16 protein-coding genes and 1 pseudogene are annotated in these 14,945 nt (G+C 46.3%); 6 read left to right on the forward strand and 11 right to left on the reverse strand.

All coding sequences use genetic code 11. The features are described from left to right. Nucleotides 1–171 (forward strand): annotated as a pseudogene (locus VK097_RS15475) (acyl-CoA--6-aminopenicillanic acid acyltransferase); the annotation flags it as partial. A gap of 334 nt (nucleotides 172–505) precedes the next feature. Here the strand turns inward: VK097_RS15475 and VK097_RS13705 are convergent. The 8 genes from VK097_RS13705 to VK097_RS13740 all read right to left on the reverse strand — a co-directional run bounded on the left by VK097_RS13705 (nucleotide 506) and on the right by VK097_RS13740 (nucleotide 6,461). Further along, nucleotides 506–1,432, reverse strand: coding sequence for a nucleoside hydrolase (locus VK097_RS13705; RefSeq protein ID WP_324212361.1), 927 nt, complete (start codon nucleotides 1,430–1,432; stop codon nucleotides 506–508). Nucleotides 1,433–1,557: 125 nt separating this feature from the next. Further along, nucleotides 1,558–2,208 (reverse strand): SDR family oxidoreductase, encoded by a 651-nt coding sequence (locus VK097_RS13710; protein ID WP_324212362.1) that lies wholly within the window; start codon nucleotides 2,206–2,208, stop codon nucleotides 1,558–1,560. 236 nt (nucleotides 2,209–2,444) lie between these two features. Beyond that, entirely contained in the window at nucleotides 2,445–2,648 is a 204-nt protein-coding gene (locus VK097_RS13715) for a CDGSH iron-sulfur domain-containing protein (RefSeq protein ID WP_324212363.1), read from the reverse strand. Between the two features lie 146 nt (nucleotides 2,649–2,794). Next, entirely contained in the window at nucleotides 2,795–3,019 is a 225-nt protein-coding gene (locus VK097_RS13720) for a hexameric tyrosine-coordinated heme protein (RefSeq protein ID WP_324212364.1), read from the reverse strand. A 98-nt stretch (nucleotides 3,020–3,117) separates the two neighbouring features. Then, on the reverse strand, nucleotides 3,118–3,861 hold the full coding sequence (locus VK097_RS13725) for a hypothetical protein (RefSeq protein WP_324212365.1): 744 nt from the start codon (nucleotides 3,859–3,861) through the stop codon (nucleotides 3,118–3,120). 75 nt (nucleotides 3,862–3,936) lie between these two features. Further along, nucleotides 3,937–4,467 carry a D-glycero-alpha-D-manno-heptose-1,7-bisphosphate 7-phosphatase gene (locus tag VK097_RS13730; RefSeq protein ID WP_324212366.1) on the reverse strand — a complete coding sequence of 177 codons (531 nt, stop codon included), beginning with the start codon at nucleotides 4,465–4,467 and terminating at the stop codon, nucleotides 3,937–3,939. Between the two features lie 60 nt (nucleotides 4,468–4,527). Then, entirely contained in the window at nucleotides 4,528–4,662 is a 135-nt protein-coding gene (locus VK097_RS13735; protein ID WP_324212367.1) for a hypothetical protein, read from the reverse strand. Between the two features lie 140 nt (nucleotides 4,663–4,802). Then, nucleotides 4,803–6,461 (reverse strand): FAD-binding dehydrogenase, encoded by a 1,659-nt coding sequence (locus VK097_RS13740; protein ID WP_324212368.1) that lies wholly within the window; start codon nucleotides 6,459–6,461, stop codon nucleotides 4,803–4,805. A gap of 239 nt (nucleotides 6,462–6,700) precedes the next feature. On the opposite strand from VK097_RS13740, the gene VK097_RS13745 reads away from it, so the two are divergent. Continuing rightward, the gene (locus VK097_RS13745) at nucleotides 6,701–9,085 is read left to right on the forward strand and encodes an immune inhibitor A domain-containing protein (protein WP_324212369.1); all 2,385 of its coding nucleotides are present in this window, start codon (nucleotides 6,701–6,703) and stop codon (nucleotides 9,083–9,085) included. Between the two features lie 171 nt (nucleotides 9,086–9,256). Here the strand turns inward: VK097_RS13745 and VK097_RS13750 are convergent, their stop codons facing one another. Together VK097_RS13750 and VK097_RS13755 are read right to left on the reverse strand one after the other, a co-directional pair. Then, nucleotides 9,257–9,874 carry a class I SAM-dependent methyltransferase gene (locus VK097_RS13750; RefSeq protein ID WP_324212370.1) on the reverse strand — a complete coding sequence of 206 codons (618 nt, stop codon included), beginning with the start codon at nucleotides 9,872–9,874 and terminating at the stop codon, nucleotides 9,257–9,259. 183 nt (nucleotides 9,875–10,057) lie between these two features. After that, nucleotides 10,058–11,347: an MFS transporter gene (locus VK097_RS13755; protein ID WP_324212371.1), complete on the reverse strand. Its 1,290-nt coding sequence runs from the start codon at nucleotides 11,345–11,347 to the stop codon at nucleotides 10,058–10,060. A 160-nt stretch (nucleotides 11,348–11,507) separates the two neighbouring features. Between VK097_RS13755 and VK097_RS13760 the strand changes: the two genes are divergently transcribed. The 4 genes from VK097_RS13760 (at nucleotide 11,508) to VK097_RS13775 (ending at nucleotide 14,268) form a co-directional block, all read left to right on the forward strand. Further along, nucleotides 11,508–11,693, forward strand: coding sequence for an H-type small acid-soluble spore protein (locus VK097_RS13760; protein ID WP_324212372.1), 186 nt, complete (start codon nucleotides 11,508–11,510; stop codon nucleotides 11,691–11,693). 90 nt (nucleotides 11,694–11,783) lie between these two features. Then, a complete protein-coding gene (locus VK097_RS13765; protein WP_414672181.1) occupies nucleotides 11,784–11,972 on the forward strand; it encodes an H-type small acid-soluble spore protein in 189 nt (62 codons plus the stop codon). An 81-nt stretch (nucleotides 11,973–12,053) separates the two neighbouring features. After that, nucleotides 12,054–12,878, forward strand: a complete 825-nt coding sequence (locus tag VK097_RS13770; protein ID WP_324212374.1) for a CAP domain-containing protein — start codon at nucleotides 12,054–12,056, stop codon at nucleotides 12,876–12,878. A 157-nt stretch (nucleotides 12,879–13,035) separates the two neighbouring features. Continuing rightward, complete coding sequence (locus VK097_RS13775; RefSeq protein WP_324212375.1) at nucleotides 13,036–14,268, forward strand: dicarboxylate/amino acid:cation symporter; 1,233 nt, start codon at nucleotides 13,036–13,038, stop codon at nucleotides 14,266–14,268. A gap of 62 nt (nucleotides 14,269–14,330) precedes the next feature. Here VK097_RS13775 and VK097_RS13780 read toward each other — a convergent pair whose 3' ends face one another. Further along, on the reverse strand, nucleotides 14,331–14,909 hold the full coding sequence (locus VK097_RS13780; protein ID WP_324212376.1) for a helix-turn-helix domain-containing protein: 579 nt from the start codon (nucleotides 14,907–14,909) through the stop codon (nucleotides 14,331–14,333). Nucleotides 14,910–14,945: the final 36 nt, after the last annotated feature.

The raw sequence follows: 14,945 nt of genomic DNA on the forward strand, positions 1-14,945 counted from the left end.
CAATATAGAAGCTGGGCTGAGACGATTCATACGTCCGCCTATTTTCCGAAAAAACTGAAGGCATGATTTGCCCTGGGCGGTGATCAGGAGCCGGTTGAATTTGACTTTGCCGAATGGCTGGAAGGTGAGAATGCTGAGGCTGAAACGATTCACGGTGAAATCGACACTTAGCTGGGCATAGCAAATATGGAATAGTGTTCCTATAGCGATAGTCGGAATCGACCCTAAAAAAAGGGCATGATATTCACAAATTTTTTTGAATGTCGCCCCTTTTTCGTATTTGGATTCGATTGTAGTTATGACAGGGATTCTTGGCGTCTGCCAAGAATCATCAATTCAGAGTGATGTTGTGCCTTGGGAGCCGTTGTCGTGCGAAATTATAGTAACGTCTCGCGATCTGGTGCTGTCCTCGCACGAGTTTGTGATATTGTCGCACGAGTATAAAAACTTCTCGCACGATTTCAGGCTTAACCATTCCTGCCTAAGGGCAACCGCTCCCGCTCGATTAATACGACCGCAGTGCATCCAGAAACAGCTGCCAAAACCTGTCCTGATCGAGCCGGCTGGCAAAGCGGACATTCGGTGGTCTGCCTGTACTTCCCTTAAAGTCGACAACAGTCATGCCATATGTGAATTCACCCTTTGTTTCCACATCCACCCTTGCTTGTTTCAACTCAAAGATAGCAGGATCGATCAAATAAGCTATTGGGCAAGGGTCGTGCAATGCAGCACCGGCAAAATTCCCTTTGTACGCGCCGGAATAAAACCTGATCATCTCAGCAACCGCTGCAGCAGCTGGGTTATCAATCACTGTCAGCTCCTCCAGCTTGTCAGGTTTGGCCAGTGCCTGGTGTGTGACATCCAGTCCGAACATCGTAATGGGCGCGCCGCTTGCGAATACGATCTGGGCCGCTTCTGCATCTGCATAAATATTAAATTCAGCTGCCGGTGTCCTGTTGCCATATGTACCGCCGCCCATCAGTGCGACTTCGCTGATTTTCGGGATGATACGCGGCTCTTTCCGCATGGCCATTGCAACGTTTGTCAGCGGGCCAATCGGTACAAGCGTTATATCCCCATCAGAGGCCATCACCTTCTCAATCAGGACATCAACCGCATGTCTATCAGCCGCTTTCTTGACCGATTCTTCCGGCAACCCGGTTCCGTCGAGACCGCTTTTGCCGTGTACGTGGGCTGCTTCCAGCGATTCTCGGATCAGCGGCCGATTGGTCCCCATTGCCACTGGAACATCGTGCAATCCTGCCAAGTCACAAATTTTCAATGCATTTTTAGTGTTCTTTTCAACATCTACATTGCCGGCAACCGTCGTAATCGCTTCAATCTGCAAATTGCTTACACCTGATGCCGCCAATATAATGCCCATCGCATCATCGTGCCCGGGGTCACAATCAATGATGACTTTCTTATCCATATACTCCACCTCTTATCTTATGATACAACCGTAAATACATTTTACTCATAAAAAACGCCAAAAGTATCTTGACCCTTGGCGTTTCCCTATTCTGCATATATTAGCAGAAATCTCAAAGAACGGATTTATGACAGGTTTTTCAAAGCGTCTGCCACTGTTGTCTCACCGGAAACCAGGTCAAATCCGCGTTTAAATGTATTTTCTTCAGTCAGTGAAGCTACCACAACTTTTGCGACGTCTTCTCGCGGCACTGACCCGCGCTCGTCAAGGTTTCCGGCTATCTTAACCTTCCCGGTGCCTTCTTCGTTCAACAGTCCCCCCGGCCGTACAATCGTGTAACTCAGATTGCTCGCCTCGAGTATTCTGTCGGAATAATGCTTAGCTGCGTAATAATGTCTGATTTTTTCGTTCCAATTTTCGCGGTTGTTGGCTTGCAAAGCACTAACCATCACAAAGCGTTCTGCTCCTGCTTCCTCAGCAGCTTCGATCGTTTTGACAGCGCCATCCAAGTCAACAAGCAATGTTTTATCAGGGCCTGTGCTGCCGCCTGAACCTGCCGTGAAAATAACTGCCTCACAGCCTTTTGCCGCTTTGACGATGGAATTCTTGCTGCCTTCAAGGTTCGCGATGACAGCATCCACGCCATTTTTCTTCAGTTCTTCTGCCTGTTCTTCTTTCCGGACCATTGCCCGTACAGTATGTTGATCATTATTTTGCAATTGTTTCACGATTTGTTTTCCGATTTGACCATTTGCGCCTACTACTAAGACTTTCATGCATTCCACTCCCTGCATTAAGAATATATTATTATTATTCCAAACTGACGCCACTATCGCAACTATGCTGTTTGCATAACGGATAATCTATCCATTAATGTTGTGGTGGATTAACCAATCGATGTTACTTTGAGTGTTGATTCAGGCCAATAAAAATTAAGTGGCGTGCATCAGAAACGGTGCACACCACTGTTTTTGGTACGTCAATTGAACTTTAAAAATTGCCTGTTACACCATCAGTCCGCACGCGGCTCGCTTTCAAATCCGGCTTTACGGTGCGAACCGTCACAAAACGGCTTGTTGTTCGAATGACCACAGCGGCAAATCGAGAAAGATTTTTTTGTTGCAAAAACATTTCCTTCTGCATCCACCATCTCAACGTCGCCTTTCACCAAATACGGCCCGTTGTCGTTTACTTTGATTTTTCCCTTTTCACTCATATTCCATTACTCCTTTCACAGCTAGTTTTAATAGTATATTCCACATATTGGCCGCAAAACCCTTTTTTAAAAAGCATTTTAAACTAAAAGACCAAATCGGCTTTGCGATCTGGCCTTATATAGCTTAACCTATCCCCCATGTCTCTCTACTTCCAATAATTATTTGCTGCTGCAACCGTTTGAAAATGGATGGAAACAACCTGTGAAGCCATTGTCAGGCTGTCCGCATTTTCCGCATACTCCGGCCGCAGTCTGTCCCGGACCTCAGCATCAGGCTGGGTATAGGCAACCCCTTTTCTGGCCAGCTTTAATGCCAACTCAAAGCCTTCCTGAGGTGTATCCGTCTGCAAACTCGTTAGCCAATCTGCCACGATTCTCCCCCCTCCTCTCCACTCTAATATAGAATATTCTGATGAATATATCAATTAAGAAGATATCCTAAATCAACGTACCGTGGCAGATAAGATGTTTATTTTGTCTGCAAATGGTGGTGTCCTTTAAAAAATTTTCCTTCCTTGTTTTCAAATGGGTAAAGCTTCTGTTCTTTTGCTTTTTCAGCATACTGTGTCATGATTTCATCGAATAATTTTTCAGCATTCTTATCATCGTCATCGATGCCCAGAGCCTTGGCTGTCTTAAAAGTTTTTTGTTCGTGGATGGCTTTTCGCAATTCCTCAAAATCCTTGCCCTCGATGTCGATGCCTAATGTCGTCGCTTCATTTTTAATGGAAGCTTCCAAAACAGCATTCTTCAGATCCTCTGGTTTCTTTCCTTCTTTATCGACTCCCAGTTCGTCCGCTTTTTGCTTCAGGATCGCTTCATAAACTTCTTCAGCGAGCATCTGCGGATCCTTGCCTTTCTGTTTGATGCCCATTTCTTCAGCTTTCTCTTTCACTTCAGCATGGTGAACTTCTTTGGCGAGCTCCTTAATATCCTCACCTTCCGTTTCAATTCCTTTTTCCTTTGCACTTTGCTTTATTTTAGCCTCAGCAATCTCTTTGGCTAATTGTTCATTATCCTTGCCTTCCGTTTCAATTCCAAAGTCTTTTGCCTCAAGCATCAGAAAAATTTGGTGATATGTCTCGTTATAGTCCTCCTTCTCCGCCTGCCGCTCATGCAAATCTTCGGCAAACCCTTTGTAAAAAGCAGATACGGACGGCACGCTCGTAAAAAGCATCAGAGCTGCAGCCATCAGGGTTATCAAGCTTTTCATGACAGATCCATCCTTTCGTTACTGATTTTTTGCGACAGGTTTTAGTATTCCCCGAAACAATAAATCCATGAAAAATTAACGGTGCTTTTTTAGCCATTTCGCAAATGACAAAAGATCCGGGAAAGATTTATCTTCACCAGCTGCTGATTTCCCCCTGTCGCTGAGCAGAACCGTTTTCGTCCCTGCCTGTTGACCCGCTTCGATGTCCGGCTTCCTGTCACCGGCCATGTAGCTTGCACCTAAGTCAATCTTATGTTTTTCAGCAAGGTCCAGAATCATTTGCGGTTTCGGCTTTCGGCAAGAGCAATCCGCGTGTGGTTTGTGTGGGCAGTAGGCAATATCGTCAATGACTGCACCGAACTCCGCCAGATCCGCTTCCATTCTGATATGTATGGCACTCAGCGCATCTTCCTTCATATAACCGAGTCCGATGCCGCCCTGGTTGGTCACGATAAAAACCTTAAATTCCATGTCGTTGAACAGCTTAACCGCCTTTCCAACACCGTCCAGCAGGTAAAAATCGCTTGGCTTGTTGACGAATTTCACCCGATCGCTGAGCACTTCGTTAATCACCCCGTCACGGTCGAGAAACATCGCTTGGTTCATGCTATCACCTCTTATTAAAAAAGCAGTGTGACGTCATATCACACTGCTTATTTCTAAAAATCACTCGTCTTTTTTACTGACATACTCATTCAATTGCTTGCCATGGGTACTGCTGTTTTTATATTGACTTTTACGACCATTTCGATGTTCCCCATGGTTTTTGTTTTCCTTGAATTGGTTGTTTTTTTCCGCCACGTCATCTGATCCCCTTTCCAAAAAGGTTATCTTCATTTTTTGGAACATGACCTGTTTTTATGCATGCGATTTCAAAAAGTTGTTTGAGTTTGAGAGCTTTTCTCTCGAACCTTTTCGGCGTTTCCGAAAGAGGATCCTGCTTACTGCAATGCTTCCCCCAGCGCACGGCCTGCCTGCCGCCCGGAAAAAAGACAACCGCCCAGAAATGTGCCTTCCAGTGACCGGTAGCCATGCAGTCCGCCTCCGCCAAATCCGGAAACTTCCCCGGCCGCAAAAAGACCGGGAACGGGCGCCCCCTGTTCATTCAGCACCCTGCCGGATAAGTCAGTCTGCAATCCGCCCAATGTTTTGCGGCTGAGAATATGCAATCTGACAGCGATCAGCGGACCGTGTTTCCGATCAAGCAATTTATGCGGTGCTGCGACCCGGATCAATTTATCCCCACGATAGGTGCGTGCGCCATGCATCGCCGTTATTTGCAGATCCTTCGTGAATTTATTATCCATCGCCCGGTCACGCGCCAGTACCTGCTTTTTCACATGGTCGATATCCAAAAGCTTTTCGCCGGTCAGTTTATTCATACCGACGACCAGATTTTCAATGTTATCTGCAACCACAAAATCCTCGCCATATCTTTTAAAAGCTTCTACCGGCTCGGGCGCCCCCGGTAAAATACGGCTTAATAACTTTTTGATATTCTGTTCGGTCAAATCAGGATTTTGTTCTGATCCTGACAGGGCAAATTCCCGTTCAATAATACTCTGTGTCAGGATAAACCAGGAGTAACTATACCCCGTTTTTTGAATCGTCTTGAGTGTTCCAAGCGTATCAAATCCGGGGAAATTCGGAGCAGGAAGCCGATTACCCTCTGCATTAAACCACAGTGACGATGGCCCCGGCAGGATACGGATTCCGTGCTCCGGCCAGACCGGCCGCCAATTTTTGATACCTTCTGTGTAATGCCACATCCGGTCGCGGTTGACGATCCGCCCACCGGCTTGTTCAGTAATCGAAAGCATCCGGCCATCAACATGTGCCGGCACCCCTGAAATCATCTCCTCTGGAGGTGTGCCCAGCCAGCTCGGCCAATTTTTGCGGATCAGCTCAAAATTAGCGCCGATACCGCCGCTGGCCACCATTACAGCCTGTGCATAGTGCTCAAATTGATTGACGGCTTCCCTTGAGCTTTTTACACCGCGCTCGACTGTACTTGGCACAAGAACTGACCCCTGTACACCGTTAATAACACCATTCGTCATCAAAAGTCCATCAACACGGTGCCGCGATCTGTAATCGACCTGTCCATTTTTTATATGCTTGCGGACGCTTCGTTCAAAAGGTTTTACAAGTCCCGGACCTGTCCCCCAGGTGATATGAAAGCGGGGCACTGAATTACCGTGACCGCCTGCGTCATAGCCGCCGCGTTCAGCCCAGCCGACTACCGGAAAAAATTTCACTCCCATTTTCCCGAGCCATTCCCGTTTCTCACCCGCTGCAAAATTAACATAGGCCTCAGCCCATTTCCGCGACCAGTAATCTTCGTCATCTTCACGGTCAAAAGCCGCGGTACCAAGCCAGTCCTGCCACGCCAATTCTATAGAATCTTTTATACCCATCCGGCGCTGTTCCCTCGAATCAATCAGAAACAAGCCGCCGAATGACCACCAGGCCTGACCTCCGAACGCGGCTTCAGGCTCCTGGTCGAGAAGCAGCACTTTTTTGCCCGAATCAGCGAGTTCCTTCGTTGCTGCCAGTCCTGCAAGTCCAGCGCCAATTACGATAACATCATGATTTGCCATAAGAAGACCTTCCCTTCACTCACATCAAATTTATATTTCAGTGCTAAAGACCTATCGGGAAATTAGGCCTAACTTCATGATTTTTGTCATATTCTATATAAATATTTACAATCTTCAATAATAATTATATCCTAAAAATATTCTATCATCTTTTTACAAGAAAGGAGAGTGTTAGTTAACCAGCAGATGAAAGAAAATTTTTTGGAATCAATACATAAATTAGGAGGGGGTTAACAGTAATGAAAAAGGGGTTTATTTTATCCGCTGCAGCAGCGCTGACGCTAAGTCTTGGGCTGCCGGTCAGTGCAGAACAGGGAAGCAGCACAAACACTGAATTAAAATCACAAGTATCCTCAACATTAGGCTCACCGATAGACATGGGGGTGGCCAATGATGAGAAACTGATTGAGATGCTTAAGGAAAAAGGAACCATTGCAAAAGACGCATCTGCATCAGAAGCAAATGAAGCACTAAAAAAATACTTGCAATCAAAGTCTGAAGGCAGCAAAAAAATGGAGGTCAATCAGACTGGTACTGATGACGCCAAAATGAAAAATAAAGAAAAGAAAAACAACAATCCGCTTACCAACGGAAAAGGTAACAAACTTGGACATGCTAAAAAGAACCATGTAGATCCGGTGGAAAAGGAAAATTACAATGGTGAGGTACGCGAGGATAAGGTTTTGGTACTGGCGATTGACTTCCCGGATTATTCAAGGAACTCCATTCAGCCGGGCGAAACAGACATGTATTATGATGACTATACCGATGAACATTTCCAAAATATGATTTTCGGTGAGAACGGCTATGAGGGACCAAACGGCGAAAACCTGGTTTCCATGAAGCAGTATTATGAAGCGCAATCAGGCGGCAGCTATACAGTAGATGGCCAAATTGCCGGTTGGTATACGACCGAAAACCCGGCTGCATATTATGGCGGCAACTACCCGGCACCTGACGGCAGTGACGCACGTCCTCGCGAATTAGTATACGAAGCACTGGTACAAGCTTCAGAGGATCCATCTATCGACTTGAGCGAGTATGATGCCTGGGACCGTAATGATTATGACGGTGATGGTGTCTATGATGAACCAGATGGGCTTATTGATCATCTGATGGTTATCCATGCCGGTGTTGGTGAAGAAGCAGGCGGCGGTGCACTTGGCGGAGATGCCATCTGGTCCCATCGCTGGAACTTGGGCAATCAGCCTGTTGCCGTTCCTGGTGCTGAATCAGATAGTGACCGTTTTGGCGGCGCATTGGGGGCCTGGGATTACACCATTGAGCCTGAAGACGGCGCAGCAGGCGTCTTTGCCCATGAATACGGACACGATCTGGGTCTTCCTGATGAATACGATACCCAGTACACTGGTGAAGGTGAAGCAGTTGCCTACTGGTCACTTATGGCAAGCGGCAGCTGGGCCGGAGATGTTCCGGGCACAGAACCTCCTGGGATGAGCCCATTTGCAAAAGAGATGCTGCAGACCAATCACGGCGGCAACTGGCTCAGCGGTACTACAATCGACTCGAGTGACGTCACAGAAAACGGCACAAGTGTCCTGCTTGATGAGGGCGTTACGAAAGGCACCAACAATGATGCTGTTCGTGTGAATCTTCCGCAGAAAGAAAATGTGTTGACCACACCAGCATCCGGTGAAAATGCATATTATGGCGGCAAAGGCAATGAAGTGGATAATAAAATGGCTGCAACGGTTGATTTGACCGGTGTGTCCAATGCGACGCTTGACTTTGACACTTGGTATAACATCGAATCCAACTGGGATTTTGCGATGGCGCAAGTTTCAACTGACGGCGGGGAAACTTGGGAATCGCTGTCCAGTGAACGCACGACCGACGTCATTGATCCAAACGGTTACCCTGCTATTAAAGAAAACTTGCCGGGTTACACCGGTTCAAGTGACGGCTGGGTCCATGAATCGATTGATATCAGTGAATATGCCGGTCAGGAAATCCAGATTCAGTTCCGTTCCATGACCGACTGGGCCACCAATCTCGATGGTATTTTCTTCGACAACGTCAACGTAACGGCTGATGGTGAAGAAGTGTTCCAAGACGGTGCAGAAGGTGATACGCAATTTGACCTGAACGGTTTTGAAAAGCATGATGGCACGTATTACACTGATCACTATTACCTGCTCGAGTGGCGCTCACACAACGGCGTTGATGAAGGCCTTGCCAATATCCGCCGCGGCGACAGCTTAATGTCCTATGGCGAGGGGCTTGTTGTCTGGTATGTTGACGAATCTTATGACAACAACTGGACAGGCCAGCATCCGGGTGAAGGCTTCCTCGGTGTTGTCGATGCTGATCAGCGTGCCGTCAAATGGAGTGACCATTCAGCCGGAGCGACACGATATCAACTGCATGACGCAGCGTTCACATTTGAAAAAACCGATAAGATGTTCCTGGATTACCTGGATTTGCAAAACGTTACCATGAAAGACAATTACACGAAGCGCACACCGCTGTTCGACGACAGTGCTGACTGGAGCAACCCCGGCCTTGTTGATGCCGGACGCAATGTTCCGGAATACGGCCTTAACTTCCGTGTCATCGGAAAAAGTGATGATAACACGGTCGGTGACGTATTGCTCTTCAAATAAGTGTACAGATTGCAATAGCCGGCACGTCCATTTGTGGCGCGCCGGCTTTTTTGATGTCCGAATTTGTGTAACTTCGGGATTTTAATTGTGAACTTCGGGGTATTGCCTGTGAACTTCGGGAATATTGACTAGAACTTCGGGATTTCCTCTACACTATTTACTAAAAACATCCTACTTTTGACAGATGGCAATGCCAAGCGGAAAATGCCGGTCGCCATCACGATTGGCAGGTTCAATCAAAGGTCCTTTTTGAAAATAAAATGCAGCCGACGAATAATCCGGAAACAAATCCATAAACTCAACAGTTGTCAGCTGATGAACATGAAACGGCGACCCGGACGGCTTGCCGCGTCCTTTTCCAAATGGTGTCGACAGGATGAGTGTCCCGCTGGATTTCAGCAACTTATAAATATTTTTCAAAAATTGTTCTTCTTCAGCAACATGCTCAATCGTTTCAAAGCTGACGATACAGTCAAATTGACCCAGTTTTTCAGGCAGCGCCGGATCGGTGATGTCACCTTCCATAAACATCGAATGAGGATGATGGTATGCACCCTTCGCATATTTGACCGTTTCCGGGTCGAAATCAATACCGACGACCTCATCGACAGTTCCTTTGCCTTTTTTTGTTAAAATATGGGTGCCGTATCCCGCACCGCTGGCAATATCAAGTACGCGCCCGTAAACATAGTCAACAGCAAAAAAATACCTTGCCACATGCTCAATCAGCATTTCATCCGTTACTTTCATATATTCGGGTATGATCCGCTCACCTGTATCCTTTAACATCTGAACTCACCGCTTTATCGTTATTTTTATTCAGCTCGATCGGCTGCACAGCCGCTGGACTTCCTGATGCTATTCCGCTCGCTGCAGCTGCAGTCGCGCGAAATCAGGGTAGTGTTGCGCGAATTCGGGCCAGTGTCGCGCGATTTTGAGGATCGCGCGAATTCAAAGAAGCACGCGATTTATTCAATTGCGCGTCCTAATGGCAGCCAGTTTGGATTTTTCTGGCTTGTTTGCTGATACAGCACAAAACAGCCCTACAGCTGGGAACGCCAGCGATGCCAGTAATACCGGTGTGTAGTTATGAAAAATATCAAATCCGGCCCCGAACGGCAACGGCCCCAATGATGAACCGAGCACGACCATCGTCATACCGACCCCATTAATGCTGCCGACATATTTTCTGCCAAAATAATCGGGCCAGATAACATTCATGCCAATCCGCTCCAGGCCATTGGCGATACCCCATACGATACCGAATAAAACCGCCATCAGAAAACTGTTCGTGATCAGCAGCATTAACAGGAAAATGATTTCAATCACAAACACAGACGCCAGCAAATAATTCGTTTGAATTTTTTCTGTAATGAAGCCCGAAATCAGTGACATCGGCATGCCGGCGAATGCCATTAAACTTAACACCATCGCGGCTATTCCGGCAGACAGGTTATTTGTATTAAAAATCGAAATAATATGAAACGTAATTCCGGTGTTGATCATCGCCGGAATCCCGACACTGATCAAAATACCCCAGAAAGCCCATGTGCGCATCGCTTCTTTCAGTGTCCAATCTTCTTCTGCCTCCGGAAGTGCCGTTCCTGTCACCGATTCTGTCTTTTCATCCGCTGATGACTTCGCACCATCCGGTTCAAGGCCCATTTCCTCAGGCCGGTTACGGACACCGAACAAGGCAAACGGAACAAAGACAACTAAGAGCATAACGCCCCAAAAACGCCACGCGATTTGCCAGTCCCATGTCTGAATGAGCCATGTATTGATAATCGGAAATACCATTGCACTGATAAAACTGCCCATTGTCATGAAACTGAAGGCTCGGCCTCTTTTTTCAACAAACCATTGGGCGACAAGTGTATTGGGGATGAGCGACATCGTACCCTGGCCCAGCAGCCTCACCAGGAAGAAACCAATGCCAAGCATCAGCATGTTCGTCACCATACTGTTAAAAAAGCAAGCAAGTGCAAATACCGTTCCCACCGTAACCATCATGAAACGCTGCCCGTACTTATCAATAAAGCGCCCGACGAACATCATCGTCAGCCCGGCAATAAGGGTCGCAGATGAGTATAAACTGGAAACCTCTGTCCGTGACCAGCCAAAATCATTGATGTACTGATCGATAAATGCCGAATTCGAATATGTCTGGCCGGGACCTGAAAAGAAAATGCCCAAACCGCCGATAAAAACAATGAACCATCCATAATAAATTTTTTGAAAAAATCCAGTTTTCCCTTTCATGCTGTACTCCTCCTGCACGAACCGTTCTTTTTACAGTTTGATGTAAATTCTACTCTAAATTACCACCTGACACAATCAGAAAAAATGGATATTTCCGCCTCGTATATTCCGTTTGCCCGAACAAAAAATATAACTGAGAACGATCAGAAAGGAGATTTCTATGGACAGTGGCCGTGCACAGGAAATCATTGATGCCATCACCATGATAAATGTAAAATACCACGGTTTTCCCGTTTATCTGAAGGAAATAAATGAAGAAAACAATACAGCAGTCGTTTTTCCGCTCGATGAGATGGACCACGAACAGGAAGTCGATCTGATGGGGCTATTTGAGGACGGACCCTGAAAGCGTTTATTTACAATAATAAGCCCGATTATATCAATCGAATTCTCGAATTTATCAATTAATATCAGCTTTATCAACGAATCACGGGAGGTGACCAGATTGAATCGACAACGCGCTGAGGAGATTGCTCAATCGCCGGACATGAAACATGTGACCTATAGCGGAAACCAGGTTTATATACAGCATGTGAACGATGCACATACAGCACGTGTTTTTACGCTTTACAGTCCAGAGAATGAGTTTGATGCACAACTGGAGAAACTGAACGAAAAGCTTTAACAGTACCGTCGTGCATAAATTTCTATCTATATTAATTTCAACAAGTTGAAAATTAAACAACACATTCGAAGGAGGCTTTATATGAAAAAAGCCATATCAACCCTCATATTTATGGGTCTTTTCATCCTCATGATGGCAGGATGCAACAACGATGAAAATGCCGGCCGGTCATATACAAATACCGATGATAACCAGCTGCCCATTTCAACGATACGAACCGATTCATCCAGTGACGAGACCGGACCCGGTACTCAGCAAATTGGATTCGAGGAGGACAACGACAATAATCTTGACTTAGGAAAAACCAACCGGAATCGAAATGAAAATTTAAATGGCAATGAACCAAACAAAGGACCTTTTGGCGGAAATGCCCGTGACCCCGGCAGAGAACAGGACAAAGAGCTGCAAGAGCGTAATCTCCGGGAACAGGACAGACTGCAGCCTGGACAGGACCAGCAGGAAGGCAATAATCGGCAGCAAAACCAAAGACAGCAGCAGCCAAATAACCAAACAAAACAAAAACAAGGTATGAATGAGTTTGCCTCTAAAGTTATTTCCCTGACAAACAGGGAAAGAAGCCGGCGTGGCCTGTCCACCTTAAAAGTGAGCAAATCGTTAAGCGGTGTAGCCCGGCAAAAATCAGAAGACATGCAGGAAAAGAATTACTTTTCACATACAAGTCCGACTTACGGTTCCCCATTTAATATGATGCGTGAATTTAATGTCTCATTTGAGTCAGCCGGCGAAAACATCGCCCGGGGCCAGCAGTCCCCAAAGCAGGTGGTCGATGCCTGGATGAACAGTAAGAAACACCGGAAAAATATCATGGACGAATCGTTCACCCATATTGGTGTCGGCTATACGAGCGATGGCAACTACTGGTCTCAAATGTTCATTGAAAAATAACACGATGAAAGCCATGTGCACTGCAGCATGGCTTTTTACATCTTAAACCGAAAACAATACTTTTGACAGCACTGTCCAAACAAGATAATGTCTAAGAACAATACCAATTAATTTTATCGGAATAAGACTTGAAAATAATTGGCGAGGGGGTTTATTGATGAGGAGACTTTGGAGAGGATATATCGAAGCATCGTTAATGTTAAAAATTACGATTGCACTTGCTCTCGGTATTCTTGCAGGACTGATTTTCGGCGAAGATATAGCTGTCCTGGCTCCGTTTGGGGATTTGCTGCTGCGGCTTTTGCAATTTCTGATTGTTCCGCTGATATTGTTCACACTAATCGTCGGGGTTAACCAGGCAAAACTGGGGGATCTAGGCCGCATGGGCGGCAAGGTTTTTATCTATTACTTAGTGTCATCAGCATTCGCCATTGCTGTGGGAATTACGATTGCCAGCATTTTCAATCCGGGCACAGGTATGACACTTGATACGAGTGAAGAATTTGCAGTTCCTGAAGACCCGGGCACCATTAGTGTTTTACTAAGCATTGTCCCGGACAATATTATCACAGCATTCAGTGAGCCGAACCTGCTCGGCATCATTTTTACAGCGCTTGCGTTCGGGATTGCCATATCAGCACTTCGTTCATCCGAGGCAAACAAGGAGCTGGGCGAGACAGTCTTTAATGTCGTGAATGGTTTGAATGAAGCCACTCTGACCATCATGAAGGCTATCATTCAGTACGTACCGATCGGTATTTTTGCCATTATCGCAGAAGTGGTCGGCAATCAAGGGTCCGATACATTAGTGGAGTTAGGCAGCATGGTAGGAGTCCTTTATATTGCGCTGATTGTGCAGGTCTTGTTTTACGTCCTGTTCATGGCCATCTTCAAAGTCAATATAAAAGACTTTTTCAGGTATGGACGCACCCCGATGATTACGGCATTTGTCACACAGAGCAGTTCCGGCACACTGCCGCTAACGCTCAATGCCGCCCGCGGGCTGAACCTGCGAAAAAGCCTGTACGGGTTCAGCCTGCCGCTTGGTGCAACAGCTAATATGGACGGTGCTGCCATCCGGATTGCGGTATCAGCAGTATTTGCCGCAAACGTAGTTGGTGACCCATTGAGCTTTGCAGAAATATTGCAAGTTGTCTTGATTGGTACACTGGCATCAGTTGGTACAGCGGGGGTCCCCGGTGCGGGCATCATCATGATTGCTACCGTCTTCGCGCAACTCGGCCTACCAATGGAAGCAGTCGGTTTATTGACCGCCATTGATGTGCTGGTCGGAATGGGCTGCACATCATTAAATGTGACCGGCGACCTTGCCGGAACTTGTGTTATTAATAAGACGGAAAAATCATCGGAGACTGAACGAGCGAGTTAGCATGGGAGACCGGAAAAAACCCCATTTAAAAAATTGCCTTTCCTGGATTGGAAGGCAATTTTTTAATCATCAATAAATACCGTTAAAACCTTGGCACCATCGTTGTCCACAGGGATAAACAAATGTGGTTTAACCCCTTTAAAGTACCCGGTATCTCCTTTTTCCATGTAATGCTTTTCCCCGTCGTAATACAGTTCGATGGATCCTTCGACGATATAAATGAATTCATCCTGTGAATGCGTATACGGCTCATGCCGCACATTAAAATCTTTCGGCGTCACATGGACAATCGTCGGTTCGATGCGTGAAAAGCGTGACCGATTGGCAAGCAGCTCAAACGAATAACCCATATTTTCATCATCCGCGCTGATTTTTCGCTCTATTTTCGGAAGCATAACAAGATCGGTCTCCGGATGCCCATCCAGCACCCAGGAGAGTGGCACATCAAGCGCCTCAGAAATTTTCGATAGCGTTGCAACAGCAGATGAGGTTTGTCCATTTTCAATTTTCGATAACAGACTTTTGGAGATACCGCATTGATCCGCTATTTGCTGCTGTGTATGTTTACTTTTTAGCCGGGCTTGTTTCAGTTTTTGCCCAATATTTTCGAGATTTATGGTAACTCGCTCCTTTCGCCTCATCCTATACACTCTTCTTTAACAAAGGATAGATGAATT

Origin of the sequence: Lentibacillus sp. (genome assembly GCF_035301675.1) — a bacterium.
Lineage (GTDB): Bacteria > Bacillota > Bacilli > Bacillales > Amphibacillaceae > Lentibacillus.